The following is a 15249-nucleotide window of genomic DNA, read 5'->3' as shown; positions in this document are numbered from 1 at the left end:
CGCCCAACGCCTCTCCCTCTCCGTCGAAGGCGACGAAAGCGAACTCGAAGACCTCGTCAAAGCCCGCACCGTCCGCGCCATGGTCACCTGGCTCGACCAGAAGATGAGCACCACGGTCACCGCCACCCTGACCACGACGGTGGCCGCCACCCCGGCCGTCGCCACGCCGGCCGCCGTCACCGCCGCGCCAGCCGCGCCCGTCACCGCCGCACCCGCCGGGGTCGGGGTGGGGATCGCGCCGAAGCGGCTGGTCGCCCGGGAGAGCGTCGACGCCGGGCAGAGCACCCCGGCGACAGTCCTCGCCGGACTGCGGTTCCTGATCACCGGGGGCGGCCCGGTCGGGGCGTACCTGGCCGAACTGCTCGGCGCGCACGGTGCCGGCGGCCAGCTCGGGGTGCTCGACAGCGAGCAGGCCGACCAGGGATTCGACGGTGTGCTGGTGCTCGACGGGCTGACCAACCTCGACGAGCCGTTGCTGCCCGACGTGTTCCCGCTGTTGCAACGGGCCCTGGCCGCCGGGCCGCGCTGGTTGCTCGCCGCCGGGGCGCAGGACGTCACCGGAGCGGCCGACGGCATGCCCGGCCTGTTCCGTACGATCGCCCGCGAGTACCCGGGCCTGACCGCCCGTTTCGTGGCGGTGGATCCGGCGGCGACGCCGGACGTCCTCGCCCGGCAGCTGCTCGACGAACTGCTCACCGCCTCCGACGCCCCGGTGGTCGCCCGGCGTGGTGCCGACCGGTACGTCGCCGACCTGATCCCGGTCGAGCTGGGCGCGCTGGCCGCCGGGGGTGCCGGTCCGGCAGGTGACGGGGTGTCCGAGGCCGCCGCGATCGGCCTGGAACGCGACTCGGTGGTGGTGCTGATCGGTGGGGCGCGGGGCATCACCCCGTGGTTCGCCCGGGCGCTCGCCTCGGCCACCGGCTGCCGCATCGAGCTGGTCGGCCGTACCCCGCTGCCGGCCGGCCCGGAGGACGCGGAGCTGGCTGCCGCCGGAGACCGGGCCGCGCTGGTCGGGGTGCTGGCCCGGCGCGGGGCGTCCTCGCCGGCCGAGATCTCCCGGACCGCGCAGGCCATCCTGGCGGCCCGGGAGGTGAGCGCGACCATCGCCGAGCTGACCGAGCTGGGCGGCGAGGTCCGCTACCACACCCTGGACGTCCGGGACGAAGCGGCGACCCGGCGGTTGCTGGCCGACATCCACGCCGAGCACGGCCGGCTGGACGGGGTGGTCTACGCGGCGGGCATCATCGAGGACAAGCTGATCGCCGAGAAGGACCCGGCGTCGTTCACCCGGGTCTTCGACACCAAGGTCGACGGCGCGCGTGGGCTGCTGGCCGGCCTCGACGCGCTGCCCACCGCGCCGCGCTTCGTGGTCTTCTTCGGCAGCATCGCCGCCGCCTACGGCAACCGGGGACAGGCCGACTACGCGGCGGCCAACGACGCCCTGGACGCCATCGGCACCCGCTACGCGGCCCGGACCGGGGTGCGCTGCCTGACCGTGCACTGGGGACCGTGGGCCCCGGGCGTCGGCCACGGCGGCATGGTCACCGCCGAGCTGAGCCGGGAGTACGCCCGGCGCGGCATCGGCCTGATCGACCCTGAGGAGGGCGCGCTGGCCCTGCTGCGCGAGCTGGCCTGGGCCGACGCTTCGGTCACCTCGGTCGTCTACACCGCCTCCGGGTGGTGAGGGCGTCGATGTGCCGTCCCGCCCCCACCCGCCCCACCCGTCGGAGGAACCGATGAACAACGGCGCCCCTGCGCCCGGCCAGATCGCGATCGTCGGGATGGCCGCCCTGATGCCCTCCGCCGGTGACCTGGAAAGTTACTGGCGCAACCTGATCGGCGGGGTCGACGCGATCACCGACGTCCCCCCGCACCGCTGGGACGAGGAGTTCTACGACCCGGAGCAGTCCCACCGGGCCGACCGGATGTACTGCCGGCGCGGCGGATTCGTCGATGAGTACGCCACCTTCGAGCCGCTGCGCTTCGGGGTGATGCCCGCCTCCGTCGGCGACATCGAACCGGACCAGCTCATCACGTTGGAGGTGGCCGCCGCGGCGATCGACGACGCGGGCGGCGGCGACCGGCTGCCGGCCCGGGACCGGATCGGCGTCATCCTCGGCCGGGGCGGCATCCTCAGCCCCGCCCAGGCCCGCTACGCCCAGCGGGTGCGGATGTCCAGCCAGGTCGTCAGCATCCTGCGGGAGCTGATCCCCGACGTCGACCCGGCCCGGTTGGAGCTGCTGCGTAAGAAGTTCGACGAGCGGCTCGGGCCGTACCAGCCGGAGGGCACGATCGGCCTGGTGCCGAACCTGGCCGCTTCCCGGGTGGCCAACCGGCTCGACCTGCGCGGCCCGGCGTACACCATCGACGCCGCCTGCGCCTCCTCACTGATCGCCGTCGACCAGGGCATCACCGAGCTGGTCAGCGGGCGGCTGGACGCGGTGCTCGCCGGGGGCGTGCACCACGTGCACGACATCAGCTTCTGGTCGGTGTTCAACCAGCTCCGGGCGCTGTCCCGGCAGGGTGAGATCCGGCCGTTCGACGCCGCCGCCGACGGGCTGCTGATCGGCGAGGGCACCGGCGTGGTGGTGCTCAAGCGGTACGCCGACGCGGTCCGCGACGGTGACCGGGTCTACGCGGTGATCCGGGGCAGCGGGGTGTCCAGCGACGGCAAGTCCGCCAGCATGTTCAACCCGGCGGTCTCCGGTCAGGTGCTCGCGATCAGGCGGGCCTGGGAGTCCGCCGGACTCGACCCGACCGCACCGGACGCGCTGGGGCTGCTGGAGGCGCACGGCACCGGCACCCCGACCGGGGACGCCGCCGAGCTGACCACGGTGGCCGAGGTGTTCGGCCCGTACACCGGTGGCCCCCGGCCGGTGATCGGGTCGGTGAAGTCGATGATCGGGCACACCATGCCGGCCGCCGGGGTCGCCGGTCTGATCAAGGCCGCGCTCGCGGTGCACCGGGGGGTGCTCCCGCCCACCCTGCACTGCGAGACACCCCGCAAGGAGATGGCGGCGACCCGGTTCGCGCCGATCGACACCGCCCGGCCGTGGGAGAGCGACGGACCCCGCCGCGCCGGGGTCAACGCGTTCGGCTTCGGCGGGATCAACGCCCACCTGATCATCGAGCAGGCCCCCATGTCGGTGGGCGAGCCGGTGGTGGCGCCGACCGCCCCGGCCGCCGGTCGCGCCGTGGTCGACGAGCCGGACCAGGTGCTCTGGCTGGCCGCGCCGGACCCGGCCGGGCTCGCCGACCTGCTGGCCCGCGACGACCACGAGGTACGCCGGCTCGGCGTCGAGCTGGCCGCCCGCTCCGGCGGTGACACCCCGGGGTCGGCCCGGCTGGGCATCGTCAACCCGACGGACAAGCTGCTCGCGGTGGCCCGCAAGACGGTGGCCCGGGGGCAGGCGTGGCGGGGTGGGCGCGACATCTGGTTCAGCCCCCGCCCGCTGCTCGGTGCGGGCGCGGGCAAGCTCGCCTTCGTCTTCCCCGGCCTGGAGGCGGAGTTCGCCCCGCGCACCACCGACCTGGCCGCCCACTTCGGCCTGCCGGACCGCGAGTGGTCCGCCGCCGACCTGGGCCGGCACGGTGCCGGCCTGATCGAGGTGGGCAAGCTGCTCGACGAGGCGCTGGCCCGGATCCGGGTACGACCCGACGCGGTCGCCGGGCACAGCATCGGCGAGTGGACCGCCGCCGCGGTCAGCGGTCAGATCAGCACCGCTGCGATGGACGAGTTCCTGGCCCTGTTCAACGCCGACTCGGTGGAGGTCTCCGGGTACGTCTTCGCGGCCGTCGGGGCCGGCGCCGATCTGGTCACCCCGCTGCTCGGCGACTACCCAGGGGTGGTCCTCTCGCACGACAACGCCCCGGCGCAGTCGGTGGTCAACGGCCCGGAGCCGCAGGTCGACCGGTTGGTCGAGGCGCTGCGTACCCGCAACGTGCTGTGCCAGAAGCTGCCGTTCCGGTCGGCGTTCCACACCCCCGCCTTCGCCGACGGGCTCACCTCGATCGGCGCCGCCCTGGGCCGGTGGGAGGTGCACCCGACCCGGATGCCGGTGTGGTCGGCGACCCTGCACGCCCCGTTCCCCGCCGACGAGGAGGAGGTCAACCGGATCTTCGTGCGGCACATGATGGAGCCGGTCTGGTTCCGGCAGACCGTCGAGGCGATGTACGCCGCCGGGTTCCGGGTGTTCCTCCAGGTCGGTGCCGGGCAGCTCGCCTCGCTGATCGGCGACAACCTGCGCGGGCGTGACCACCTCGCGATGCCGGTGAACACCGCGCACCGCAGCGGGCTCAACCAGCTGCGTCGGGTCGCCACCGCACTGTGGGTGGAGGGCGGTACCCCGGACCTGTCGGCGCTGGGCACTGTGGGCCGTACCCCGTCGGTGGCCGCGACCGGCGGCCCGGCTCCGGCGACGGCCACCGCCGCCGGGCCGGCGAAGTCCGCCACCGCCGCCGGGCCGGCGAAGTCCGCCACCGCCGCCGGGCCGGCGAAGTCCGCCGGTGGCACCGGTCGGCGTGGCCCCCGGATGAAGCTCGACCTCGGCGGGCCGCTGGTCCGCCTCGGTGCGGACGCCGCCGGCCTGCTCGGCGTGACCGCGCAGGCGAACGGGTCGACGAACGGGTCGACGCCGGTCGCCGGGAACGGCAGCGGCCGACCGCTCGTCGCCGGGCCGGACCACGGCACCACCGGTCGGAACGGCACCACCGGTCGGAACGGCGCATCGACCCGACCGGCCGCACCGACGCCGGTCGCCGTACCACCCTCGGTCGCCCGACCGGTGGCCACGCCGCCACCCGCCGCGTCGCCACCCGCCGCGCAGCCGGTCCCGGTCGCGCAGCCGGTCCCGGTCGCGCAGGCGGTCCCGGTCGCGCAGCCGGCCGGACGGCCCGGTGGGCGGAGCGACGAGGCACCGCCCGCCGCAGCGCCGGCCACCGCGCTGGACGCGCTGCACCGGCTCGCGGGCGAGTCCAGCGCAGCGGCCGAGTTCGCCGCCCTGCTCCGGGAGAACGCCCGGGGCCCGGTCGGTCTGCTGCCGACGACCGGCGGCAACGGCACCACCACGCCGTCCCGGCCCGGCCCGGCTACCGCCCCCGCCGCCGGGCCATCCGTCGCGGCCGCCGGGAAACCGTCCGCCGCACCGGCCGGCGCGGCACCCGCTGCGCCGGTGGGGACGCTGCCGGCGACACCGGCTGCCCCGACCCGCCCGGGGGTCGTCGCCGGGGTCGGTGCGGAGATCGGGCGGATCACCAGGCGGATCTCCCTGGAGACCATGCCGTACCTGCTGGACCACTGCTTCTTCGTGCAGCCCGACGACTGGCCGGACCCGGAGGACCGGTGGCCGGTGGTGCCGGCGACCGCCCTGGTCGCGCACATGATGGAGGCGGTCGAGCAGTTGGTGCCCGGCGTTCCGGTGGTGGCCGTGCACGACGCCAAGTTCAACAGGTGGCTGATCGCCGAGCCGGCCACCGACGTGGAGATCGTGGTCCGGACCGCCGGCCCGAACCGGTACGCGGTCGCCTTCGCCGGGTACGCGCGGGCGACCATCGAGGTCGGCACGGCGTACCCGGCGCCGCCGCCGGTCTGGACCCACGACCCGGCCACCGAACGACCGCCCACCCTCGGCGCCGCCGAGATGTACGCGGAGCGGTTGATGTTCCACGGTCCGCAGTTCCAGGGCGTGACCGACGTGCACGCGCTGGGCGACATGCACGTCCGGGGCGTGGTCACCGCCCCGGTGCCGCCCGGGGCGCTGCTGGACAACGCGCTCCAGCTCATCGGCAACTGGCTGATCACCACCCAGCCGTTCCGGACCGTCGCGTTGCCGGTGGGGCTCGGCCAGGTGCGGTTCTACGGGCCGCCCCCACCGGCCGGCCGGGCGTTCGAGTGCGTGGCCCGGGTCCGCGCCATCGACGACGGCAAGCTCGTCGCCGACACCCAGCTCAGCTACCAGGGTCGGGTGTGGTCGGAGATCGAGGGGGCGGTGGACCGCCGGTTCGACAGTCACCCGCAGGCCCGGGTGGCGGAACGGTTCCCCGAGCGGCACCCGATGTCGCTGTTGCAGCCCGAGGGCTGGACGATGGCGTTCGACTGCTGGACCGACCTGGTCACCCGGGGGATGGCGGCCCGGGGCATCCTCGGCGGCGCCGGCTACGCCGAGTACGAGCGGCACCCGGCGAAGAACCGCAAGCAGTGGATGCTGGGCCGGATCGCGGCCAAGGACGCGGTACGCGCCCGGCTGTGGGAGGACGGCCACACCGACATCTACCCGATCGAGCTGACCGTCGGCAACGACCCGGACGGCCGGCCGTGGGTGCGCGGGCGACCCGGCCGTGGCCTCGGCGACTGCGACGTCTCGCTGGCGCACTGCGCGGAGATCGGGGTGGCGGTCGCCCGGCGACGGGCACCCGACGCGGTGCCCGGGGGGCCCGGTGTCGGCATCGACGTCGCGGAGGTCACCGACCACCCGGAGAGCACCTTCACCTTCGCCCTCACCCCGGCCGAGCTGACCCTGTTGGCCTCCCTGGCCGGCGCGGACGCCGAGGCCCGACGGTTGTGGTTCACCCGGTTCTGGGCGGCCAAGGAGGCGGTCGCCAAGGCCGAGGGCACCGGGCTCGACGGTTCGCCGCGCCGGTTCCGGGTCTACTCGGCCACCGACGCCGGGCTGACCGTCCAGATCGGTGGGCGGGCGTACCGGGTCGGCATCCGGGACGTGGCCAACCCCGAGGACCTGCCGCCACGCCGGTACGTCGTCGCCTGGACCTGGGGGCCGGAACCGGCGCCCGCCACCCCGCCCGGGGTGTCCCGACCGTGAAGCGGCACCCGGTGCACACCGCAGTCCATCCCGTTCGACAAGCAGAAGGAGCAACGACCATGCCCGCGGCCCAGGACACCATCCTCGCCGAACTCACCGAGATGATCGACACCGTGCTGGGCGACTTCGCGGACGACCAGACGGTCACGATGGACACCACCTTCTCCGACGACCTGGGGATGGAGAGCATCGACGTCGTCGCGCTCGCCGGCCGGCTCCAGGCCCGCTACGGCGACACGGTCAACTTCGCCCACTTCGTCGCCAAGCTGGACCTGGACACCGTCCGGGAGTTGAAGGTGGGGCAGCTCGTCGCGCACATCGCCGAGTCGTTGGGGCAGGCCGACGAGGTCGGGGCGGGCAGCCGGTGAGCATGGTCCGGGCGAACGGGATCACCCTGCACACGCAGCGGCTCGATCCCCCCGGTCCGGCCGCCGACGGCCGGACCGGGCCGACGCCGACCGCCGTGCTGATCCACGGGATGGCCTCGGACACCATGGCGAGCTGGTACTTCACCCTGGCCGATCCGCTGTCCCGGGCCGGTTTCCCGACCGTCCTGTACGACCTGCGCGGCCACGGGCGTAGTGAGCGTCCCGCCACCGGGTACGCCCTGGACGACTTCGTCGACGACCTGGCGGCGCTGCTGACCGCCCTGGACGTCACCGGTCCCCTGCTGCTGCTCGGCAACTCGTTCGGCGGGACCATCGCGTTCGGTTACGCCGCCCGGCACCCCGACCGGGTGGCCGGCATCGTGACCGTGGAGTCCGCGCCGCCGACGCCGGAGTGGATGCGCCGGGTCCGCGAGCGGCTCGCCCGGGTCGCCGCCCGGCTGCCCCGGGCCGGGGCGGTCACCGAGATCGGGGCCCGGCGCGGCCGGGTCGCCGCCCAACGGGCCGCCGAGACGCAGCGGATGCTCACCGACACCAGCCTGGCGCAGGAGTTGCCGGCGAGCCCGCTGCCGACGGCCGGGGCGCTGGCCGCGATCGGCTGCCCGGTGCTCTGCCTCTACGGCGGCGACTCGGCGGTGGTGGAACTGGCCCCGGCGGTACGCGGACTGCTGCCGCAGACCCGGGTCGCGGTGCTGCCCGACCAGAAGCACACGGTGCTGATCGACCGACCGGAGGAGATCCGCCGGCTGGTCTTCGCCTGGCTCGCCGAGGACTGCTCGCTCGACGTGGCCCAACCCACCACCGCATGACGACGCGACACGCAGGAGGTCTTCCGATGGACACCCCGATCACCGGCCGGTCGATCATCATCAGCAACGGTCGGTGCGGCTCCACGCTGCTGTCCGACCTGATCCACGAGGAGCCGGACACCCTGTCGGCCCAGGAGTTCTTCATGTCGGTGGCGCCGTGGGCACGCAGCGCCGAGGTGCTCACCGGCGACGAGTACTGGGCGGTGCTGGCCAGCCCCAAGGCGGAGCTGTCCACGCTGTTCCGGATCGGGTTGCCGCCGAAGGAGGTGCGCTACCCGGCGACCGGCAGGTGGGCCGACCGGCTGACCGAGCTGCCCCGGATCCTGGCGATCACCCTGTCCAAGCTCACCGCCGACCCGGACGCGTTGTTCGACCAGCTCGCCGCACGGGTGCCGCAGTTCCGCACCCAGACGGTGGCCCAGCACCACCACGACTTCCTGGACCTGCTCGCCGTGCTCACCGGCAAGACCCGGTGGGTGGAACGCTCCGGCGGCTCCAGCCACGTCGCGCCCTACCTGCTGCGGGGCTTCCCGGACTGCAAGGTCGTCTACCTGACCCGCAACTGGGAGGACACCGCCCGGTCGATGAGCCGGCACTCGTCGTTCCAGCTCATCCAGTTGCGGGTGGAGTTCCTCGGCCGGTGCGGCCTGGACCCGTTCCGGGTCGGTGCCGACCAGTCGGTGCCGGAGGACCTCCAGCCGTACCTGCCGGACCGGCTGACCGCCGACGCGTTGCGCGAGCGCGGCCAGGACCTGCGCCGCTACCTCGGACTGTGCGCGTTCATGAGCAGCCAGGCCGACCAGGCGCTGCGGGACGTGCCCCCGGAGCACCTGCTGCGGATGTCGTACGAGGACCTGGTCGCCGACCCGGTCGCCGAGCTGACCGGCCTCGGCCGGTTCCTGGACTTCCCCGACCCGTCCGGATGGGCCGAGCGGATGGCGTCACGGGTGGTCGCCCCGGCGCCCCGGAAGCTGCCCGCCGCCGTCTGAGCGGTCCCTGTGTGTCCCTCCCGCCCGAAACCGGGGCGGGTGTCCCCCTTCCCTAGAAAGAGAGACAGTTGAATCCACTCCGGATCTCCGCGCGACGGTTGATGACCGTCGTCGCCGTGCTCGGACTCGGGCCCGTGCTGGTGGCTCCTTCGGCGGCGCTCAGCGCGCCGTTGGACGCCGCCGACGCGGCCGGCACGCACCAGAGCAGCCCGCAGCTGCTCGCCAAGGCCCAGCCGGACGAGTGCTTCGCCGGGATCGGGTTGCCGTACCCGGCCGGCCCGCCGTGCGCCGAGGGCAAGACCAAGGTGAACCAGGCGTACCTGTGGGGGATGACCCGGGTCGGCAAGACGCTGTGGTTCGGCACCGGAGCCAACGTCAACTGTCTGACCAGCGGACGGGCCCTGCGCAACACCACGCCGACGGTGAACGACGACTGGGTCTGCGAGTACGGCGAGAGCCAGGTCGCCAAGCGCAACCCGCAGTTGCCGGCCATCCTCGGTGACCACCGTCAGCCGCGCCTCTACACCTACGACACCCGGGCCAACAAGCTGACCGAGAAGACCGACCTGGTGAAGGCGGCCTCCACCGACGACGCCAACCGGTTGCAGACCACGGCCGGCATCCGGGCGGCGGGCAACTTCAACGGGGTGGCGCTGCTGGGCGGCCCGGCGCTGGGCACCAGCGTCAACCTGTTCGCGTTCGACACCGACACCGGCGCGTTCCTCGGCTCGCGCAACTTCCCCATGTACGGCAACATCAGGCACTTCACGGTGGCCGGTGACGCGCTGTACGCCGGGGTGGGCGTCGGCGCCAACGGCGGTGAGCGCGGCAACGTGCTGCGCTGGACGGGCAGCAAGTCCGACCCGTTCGCGTTCACGGTGGTGGCGAACCTGCCGGCGCAGGCCGCCGATCTCACCGTCCACCAGGGGCGGCTCTTCGTCACCACCTGGCCGGGTTCGGACGCCGAGCTGGCCGGTCCGACCGCCGGTTCCGCGCCCCCGCCGCCGAGCATCGCCGCGGTCTGGATGAGCCCGCTGCTCGCGTCGGGTGCTCCGGGGCTCAACCCCGAGGACGCCGACGGCTGGCAGCAGGTGTGGAACGTGTCGGCGTACGAGCCGGACCCGGTGGTGGCCCGGGCGTACGCCCTGGGCGGCCTGGCCTCCTACGGCGGCTTCCTCTACTGGGGCACGATGCACGTGCCGATGAAGGCGACCACTGTGCACATGGCGACGTACCCTCCTGCGGACGAGGCGGCGGCGCAGGCCACCATCCAGAACACCCAGCGGTCGATCAGCATCTACCGGGGCCGCAACTTCGGCTCCCAGTTCCAGAAGGTCGACCTGCTCTACGGCTCGACGGAACTGCCCGCGTACGACCCGGCGGCCAACGGTGGGGCCGGGGCCTGGGCGTTGCAGTCGACGCACCAGACGCCGAAGTTCGGGCCGGCCGGTTTCGGCAACCCGTACAACAACTACACCTGGAAGATGGTGGTCGCCGGCGGGAAGCTGTACGTCGGCACGATGGACTGGAGTTACCTGGCCAAGGAGCTGGGCAAGGAGACCGCCGCCGAGCTGGGCCTGTCGCCGGAGCTGGCGGACGATCTGGCCGAGGCCCCGATGGCGGCGGCCGGGCTGCGGGCCAGTGCCCTGCCCGAGGCGGTCTACGGCGGTGACCTGTACGCCTTCCCGTCACCGACGAAGGCGGCGACGACTGTCGACAAGACCGGGCTGGGCAACTACCTGAACTACGGAATCCGCAACATGGTCGCCGACGGTCCCACCCTCTACCTGGGGATGGCGAACCCGATGAACCTGCGGGCCGACCCGACCGACGACGTCCCCGAGGGTGGTTGGGAACTGATCCGGCTCCGGGGCTACTGAGATCGGGGGCACCGGCCCGGTGACAGCGTCGTCGCCGGGCCGGCACCCCACTCCCGTCGGGCGGGCTGTCCCCCGCCGGAGGGCCGGGGACCGGACGGTCCGTGCCCGTTTGCCGAATCCTGGTGTGTCCCTGACGTTGCTCGAACATTCCCCGGCGAAAGTACTAGTTATGATGCCTTTTACCGTTTTCCACTCTGAAGTCGGGCGGAACCGCTGCCGGTCGGCCGCCCGGCTCGCCGGGACGCTCACGCTGCTCGTCGCCCTGACCACCGCCGCCGGGTGCAGTCCCGACCGCCGGGAATCCGCGCCCGACGGGGACGGGTCCGGTCCGGCGGCCAGCACCCCCGCCAGCGGCGGGGCGCGGCCGGCACCCGACATCCCCGTCGGCAGCTCCACGCACACCGTCACGGTGGACGGTCGGGAACGCAGCTACCGGCTCTACCGGCCCGCCTCGGCCGACCTCAGCGGGCCCGTCCCGCTGGTGGTGATGCTGCATGGCGCGGCCGGCACCGGCGAGCAGGCCGAGCAGGCGTACGGCTGGACGGGCCAGGCCGACCGGGACGGCTTCCTGGTGCTGTTCCCGGACGGGCTGAACCGGGCCTGGGCGGTCGGCCCGCAGTGCTGCGGGGCACCTGCCCGGGACGGCGTCGACGACGTCGCCTTCGTCACCGAACTGGTCGCCACCGTCGGCCGGGAGCTGCCGGTCGACCCGGCCCGCCGGTACGTCACCGGGATCTCCAACGGCGGGCTGCTGGCGTACAAGCTGGTCTGCGACACGACGACCTTCGCCGCGATCGGTGCGGTGGCGAGCACCCTGACCGGGCAGTGCCCCGACCCGAAACCGGTCTCGGTGCTGCACATCCACGGTCGACAGGACCAGACCATGCCGTACGGCGGCGGCCCCGGCCGCCGGGACAACGGCGGCACCGGGCGCAATCCGGTGAAGATCGACGGCCCGCCCACCCCCGAGCTCGCCGCCCGGTGGCGGACCGTCGACTCCTGCGGCGCACCGAAGGTGACCACCGACGGGCCGGTCACCCGGGCGACGGCGAGCTGCGCCCAGGGCCGCGCCGTCGAGCTGATCACCGTCGCCGACGCCGGACACCAGTGGCCCGGCGGCCGGCCCAACCCGCCCCGGGCGGAGAAGCTGCTCGACCTCGATCCGCCCTCCACCGCGCTGAACGCCACCGACACCATCTGGCGGTTCTTCGCCGCCCACCCCAAGCCCAGCGGCGGCTGACCGTCGCCGGCCGCCGGCACCCGCACCCCCAGGACAGGAGTTGAGATGCCCAGCAGAGACGGGCCGGCAGTGGTCGAGGTCCACGACCTCGTCAAGCGCTACCCCCGCACCGACACCAACGCGGTCGACGGGCTGTCGTTCACCGTCGCGCCGGGCGAGATCTTCGGACTGTTCGGGCCGAACGGGGCCGGCAAGTCCACCACCGTCGGCATCCTGACCACCCGGCTGCGGGCCACCGGCGGCCGAGCCCTGGTCGGCGGGGTCGACGTGGGCCGGGACCCGGCCGCCGCCCGCGCCCAACTGGCCGTGGTGCCCCAGCACAACAACCTCGACCGGGCGCTGACCCCCCGGCAGAACCTGGTCTACCACGCCACCTACCACGGGGTACGACGACGGGAGGCACAGGCCCGCGCCGCGGAGCTGCTGGAACGGTTCGGCCTCACCGACCGGGCGGACCGGCGGATCGAGGCGTACTCGGGCGGGATGGCGCAACGGTTGATGATCGCCCGCGCGCTGGCCCACGAGCCCGCGGTGCTCTTCCTCGACGAGCCGACCAACGCCCTCGACCCGCAGACCCGCCTGCTGATCTGGGGGCAGCTCCGTGAGCTGCGCCAACGGGGGGTGGCGATCGTGCTGACCACCCACGCGATGAACGAGGCGGCCCGGGTGGTCGACCGGGTCGGCATCGTCGACCACGGTCGGCTGCTCACCCTCGACACCCCTACCAACCTGGTCCGGGGCCTGGCCGGGGACGCGCTGCTCGACCTCACGGTCACCCCGGCCGGCGGGGACGACCCCGACGCGCTCTGCGCCGCCCTCGGCGAGCTGACCGGCGTACGCAAGGCGGAGCGGTTGGCGGCGCCGACCGTGCCGGCCGGGTGGCGACCCGGTGGCGGCGGGGCCGGGCTGGCCGGTGTCGGGGCGGGCGGCGGCGGGGCAGGCGGCGCCGGGATGCTGGCCGCGCTCGCCGCCGGGGCCGGCGGTGGACGCGCCGGTGCCGGCCGGCTGGCCGCGCTGGCCGGCGCGGGACTGCTCGGGCGTGGCGGCGGCGCGGCGGGCAACGGCGGTCGCGGCCGGCTGCGCATCCGGCTGCACCTGGCAGGCGATCCCGCCATCATGCTCGGCCCGGCGGTGACAGTGCTCGCCGCCCGGTCGGCGGCGATCAACGCGGTCGACATCGGCGAACCCAGCCTGGAGGACGTCTTCATCGAACTCACCGGAAGGCAACCGCGGTGACCGCTCTCGACACCCCGACCCCGCAGCGTACGACGACCGCGCCGCGCCCCCGCCCCGGGACCGGGCGGGTGTTCGCCGCGGTGCTGCGCCGCGACCTGATGGTCACCGGCCGGGAACTCTGGATCATCCTGGTGCAGGTCGGGCTGACCCCGCTGTTCATGCTCTTCGTCTTCGACACCGTCCTCGGCAGCCAGGGCCTCGTCGGGCGGGGCTTCGCCGACGTCTTCCTGCCCGGCATCATCGCGCTGGCCGCCCTCACCACCGCGTTGCAGAGCGTGGCCCTGCCGCTGGTGAAGGAGTTCGGTTTCACCATGGAGATCGAGGACCGGCTGATGGCGCCGCTGCCGACCGGGTACGTCGCGATCGGCAAGCTGGTGATCGCCACCATCCGGGGGTTGCTCGCGGCCGTGCTGATCTACCCGCTCGGGGCGCTGATGGTCGGCTCCGCGCCGTGGCGGCCGGCGGGGTTGCCGCTGGCCATGGTGGTGGCGCTGCTCGGGGCGTGGATCGGCGGGGCGATCGGGATGAGCCTGGCCACCACCCTGCCGGTGCAGCGGATCAACGTCACCTTCTCGGTGATCCTCACCCCGATCATCTGGACCGGCTGCATCCACTACCCGTGGCCCCGGCTGTCGTCGGTGCCGTGGTACCAGGCGGTCACCGCGCTCAACCCGATGACGTACGTCTCGGAGGGGGTGCGCGGGGCGTTGCTGCCCGGCGTACCGCACCTGCCGGCGTGGGTGTGCCTGACCGTGCTGACCGGGGTGGCCGTCGTGCTCACCTGGGTCAGCGTCCGCTGTTTCGGCCGCCGGGCGATCCAGTGACCGCCCGCGCCCCTGCACCGACCCCGCCCCCGACCGGTCGAGGAGTAGCCATGGCAGACCCCACCACCGCCGAATCCGACCCGGCGCTCGCCCGCCGGCTCGCCCGCCTCGCCGGAGAGCTGCTGCTGCGGGTACGCGCCAGCCACGGCCACGCCGATCCCGCCGCGTTGAAGGCGGCCGGGGACCGGGCGTCGCACGACCTCCTGCGGGCCGAGCTGGCCCGGTGGCGGCCGGCCGACGCGGTGCTGTCCGAGGAGGACGAGGGCTCCCGGCTGGTCGACACCGGAGACGGGGTGTCCCGGCGGACCGCCGACCGGGTGTGGATCATCGACCCGTTGGACGGCACCCGGGAGTTCTCCGAGGAGGGGCGCACCGACTGGGCCGTGCACGTGGCGCTCTGGGCGCGCGACGCGGCGACCCCGCACGGGCTGGTGGCCGGGGCGGTCGGGTTGCCGGCGCAGCACCGGGTGCTGGCCACCGACGTCCCCGCCCCGCCGCCGGCCGCGCCCGGCGGGGTGATCCGACTGGCGGCCAGCCGCAGCCGTCCCCCTGCCTTCCTGGCCGAACTGGCGCAGGAGGTGGGCGCCGAGCTGGTGCCGATGGGCTCGGCGGGGGCGAAGATCGCGGCGGTGGTGACCGGTGACGTGGACGCGTACATCCACGCCGGCGGCCAGTACGAGTGGGACTCCGCCGCGCCGGTCGCGGTGGCCACGGCCGCCGGGCTGCACGCGTCCCGCATCGACGGCTCCCCGCTGACCTACAACGAGGCGGATCCACGCCTGCCGGACCTGCTGGTCTGCCGCGACGAACTGGCCGCACCGCTGCTCGCCGCGCTGCGGCGGCAACTGGCCGGCACGGCGGTCCCGTCCGGCTCCCCCGTCCCCCACCCCGGAAAGGACCCGCGATGAGCAGCGAACCGGCTGCGTACCAGGTCTCCCAGCTCGACGAGTTGGAGGCGGAGAGCATCTTCGTGATGCGTGAGGTGGTCGCCGAGATGGAGCGGCCGGTCCTGCTCTTCTCCGGTGGCAAGGACTCGATCGTGATGTTGCGGTTGGCGCAGAAGGCGT

10 protein-coding genes and 1 pseudogene are annotated in these 15249 nt (G+C 74.0%); all 11 read left to right on the top strand.

Annotation, left to right across the window (positions count from 1 at the left end):
* Window positions 1-1684 (top strand): SDR family NAD(P)-dependent oxidoreductase (locus AC0AIB_RS29730; RefSeq protein ID WP_465097934.1); only part of this gene is annotated, 1684 nt, incomplete at its 5' end.
* A 52-nt stretch (window positions 1685-1736) separates the two neighbouring features.
* Window positions 1737-6818: a type I polyketide synthase gene (locus tag AC0AIB_RS29725; protein WP_465097933.1), complete on the top strand. Its 5082-nt coding sequence runs from the start codon at window positions 1737-1739 to the stop codon at window positions 6816-6818.
* A 59-nt stretch (window positions 6819-6877) separates the two neighbouring features.
* Window positions 6878-7186, top strand: coding sequence for an acyl carrier protein (locus AC0AIB_RS29720; RefSeq protein ID WP_328347995.1), 309 nt, complete (start codon window positions 6878-6880; stop codon window positions 7184-7186).
* 2 nt (window positions 7187-7188) lie between these two features.
* On the top strand, window positions 7189-8013 hold the full coding sequence (locus AC0AIB_RS29715; protein ID WP_328348827.1) for an alpha/beta fold hydrolase: 825 nt from the start codon (window positions 7189-7191) through the stop codon (window positions 8011-8013).
* A 26-nt stretch (window positions 8014-8039) separates the two neighbouring features.
* Window positions 8040-9002: a sulfotransferase domain-containing protein gene (locus AC0AIB_RS29710; protein WP_328347997.1), complete on the top strand. Its 963-nt coding sequence runs from the start codon at window positions 8040-8042 to the stop codon at window positions 9000-9002.
* A 68-nt stretch (window positions 9003-9070) separates the two neighbouring features.
* On the top strand, window positions 9071-10882 hold the full coding sequence (locus tag AC0AIB_RS29705) for a hypothetical protein (protein ID WP_328347999.1): 1812 nt from the start codon (window positions 9071-9073) through the stop codon (window positions 10880-10882).
* A gap of 172 nt (window positions 10883-11054) precedes the next feature.
* Window positions 11055-12122, top strand: a complete 1068-nt coding sequence (locus tag AC0AIB_RS29700) for an extracellular catalytic domain type 1 short-chain-length polyhydroxyalkanoate depolymerase (RefSeq protein WP_328348001.1) — start codon at window positions 11055-11057, stop codon at window positions 12120-12122.
* Window positions 12123-12167: 45 nt separating this feature from the next.
* A complete protein-coding gene (locus AC0AIB_RS29695; RefSeq protein WP_328348003.1) occupies window positions 12168-13358 on the top strand; it encodes an ABC transporter ATP-binding protein in 1191 nt (396 codons plus the stop codon).
* Entirely contained in the window at window positions 13355-14182 is an 828-nt protein-coding gene (locus AC0AIB_RS29690; protein WP_328348005.1) for an ABC transporter permease, read from the top strand. Before AC0AIB_RS29695 ends, AC0AIB_RS29690 begins: the two co-directional genes overlap by 4 nt.
* 50 nt (window positions 14183-14232) lie before the next feature.
* Complete coding sequence (locus AC0AIB_RS29685) at window positions 14233-15090, top strand: 3'(2'),5'-bisphosphate nucleotidase CysQ (RefSeq protein WP_328348007.1); 858 nt, start codon at window positions 14233-14235, stop codon at window positions 15088-15090.
* Window positions 15087-15249: pseudogene (locus AC0AIB_RS29680) on the top strand (sulfate adenylyltransferase subunit CysD); the annotation flags it as partial. The gene AC0AIB_RS29685 and the pseudogene AC0AIB_RS29680, both read left to right, overlap by 4 nt.

It is taken from the genome of Micromonospora sp. DSM 43699, from assembly GCF_055517075.1.
This window is presented reverse-complemented; position numbering and strand designations above follow the sequence as displayed.

Excerpts from the sequence above, each read along its gene's own strand:
- AC0AIB_RS29685 (WP_328348007.1), top strand. The coding sequence starts at position 14,233 with ATGGCAGACCCCACCACCGCCGAATCCGACCCGGCGCTCGCCCGCCGG.
- AC0AIB_RS29725 (WP_465097933.1), top strand. The coding sequence starts at position 1,737 with ATGAACAACGGCGCCCCTGCGCCCGGCCAGATCGCGATCGTCGGGATG.
- AC0AIB_RS29700 (WP_328348001.1), top strand. The coding sequence starts at position 11,055 with ATGCCTTTTACCGTTTTCCACTCTGAAGTCGGGCGGAACCGCTGCCGG.
- AC0AIB_RS29720 (WP_328347995.1), top strand. The coding sequence starts at position 6,878 with ATGCCCGCGGCCCAGGACACCATCCTCGCCGAACTCACCGAGATGATC.
- AC0AIB_RS29710 (WP_328347997.1), top strand. The coding sequence starts at position 8,040 with ATGGACACCCCGATCACCGGCCGGTCGATCATCATCAGCAACGGTCGG.
- AC0AIB_RS29715 (WP_328348827.1), top strand. The coding sequence starts at position 7,189 with ATGGTCCGGGCGAACGGGATCACCCTGCACACGCAGCGGCTCGATCCC.
- AC0AIB_RS29695 (WP_328348003.1), top strand. The coding sequence starts at position 12,168 with ATGCCCAGCAGAGACGGGCCGGCAGTGGTCGAGGTCCACGACCTCGTC.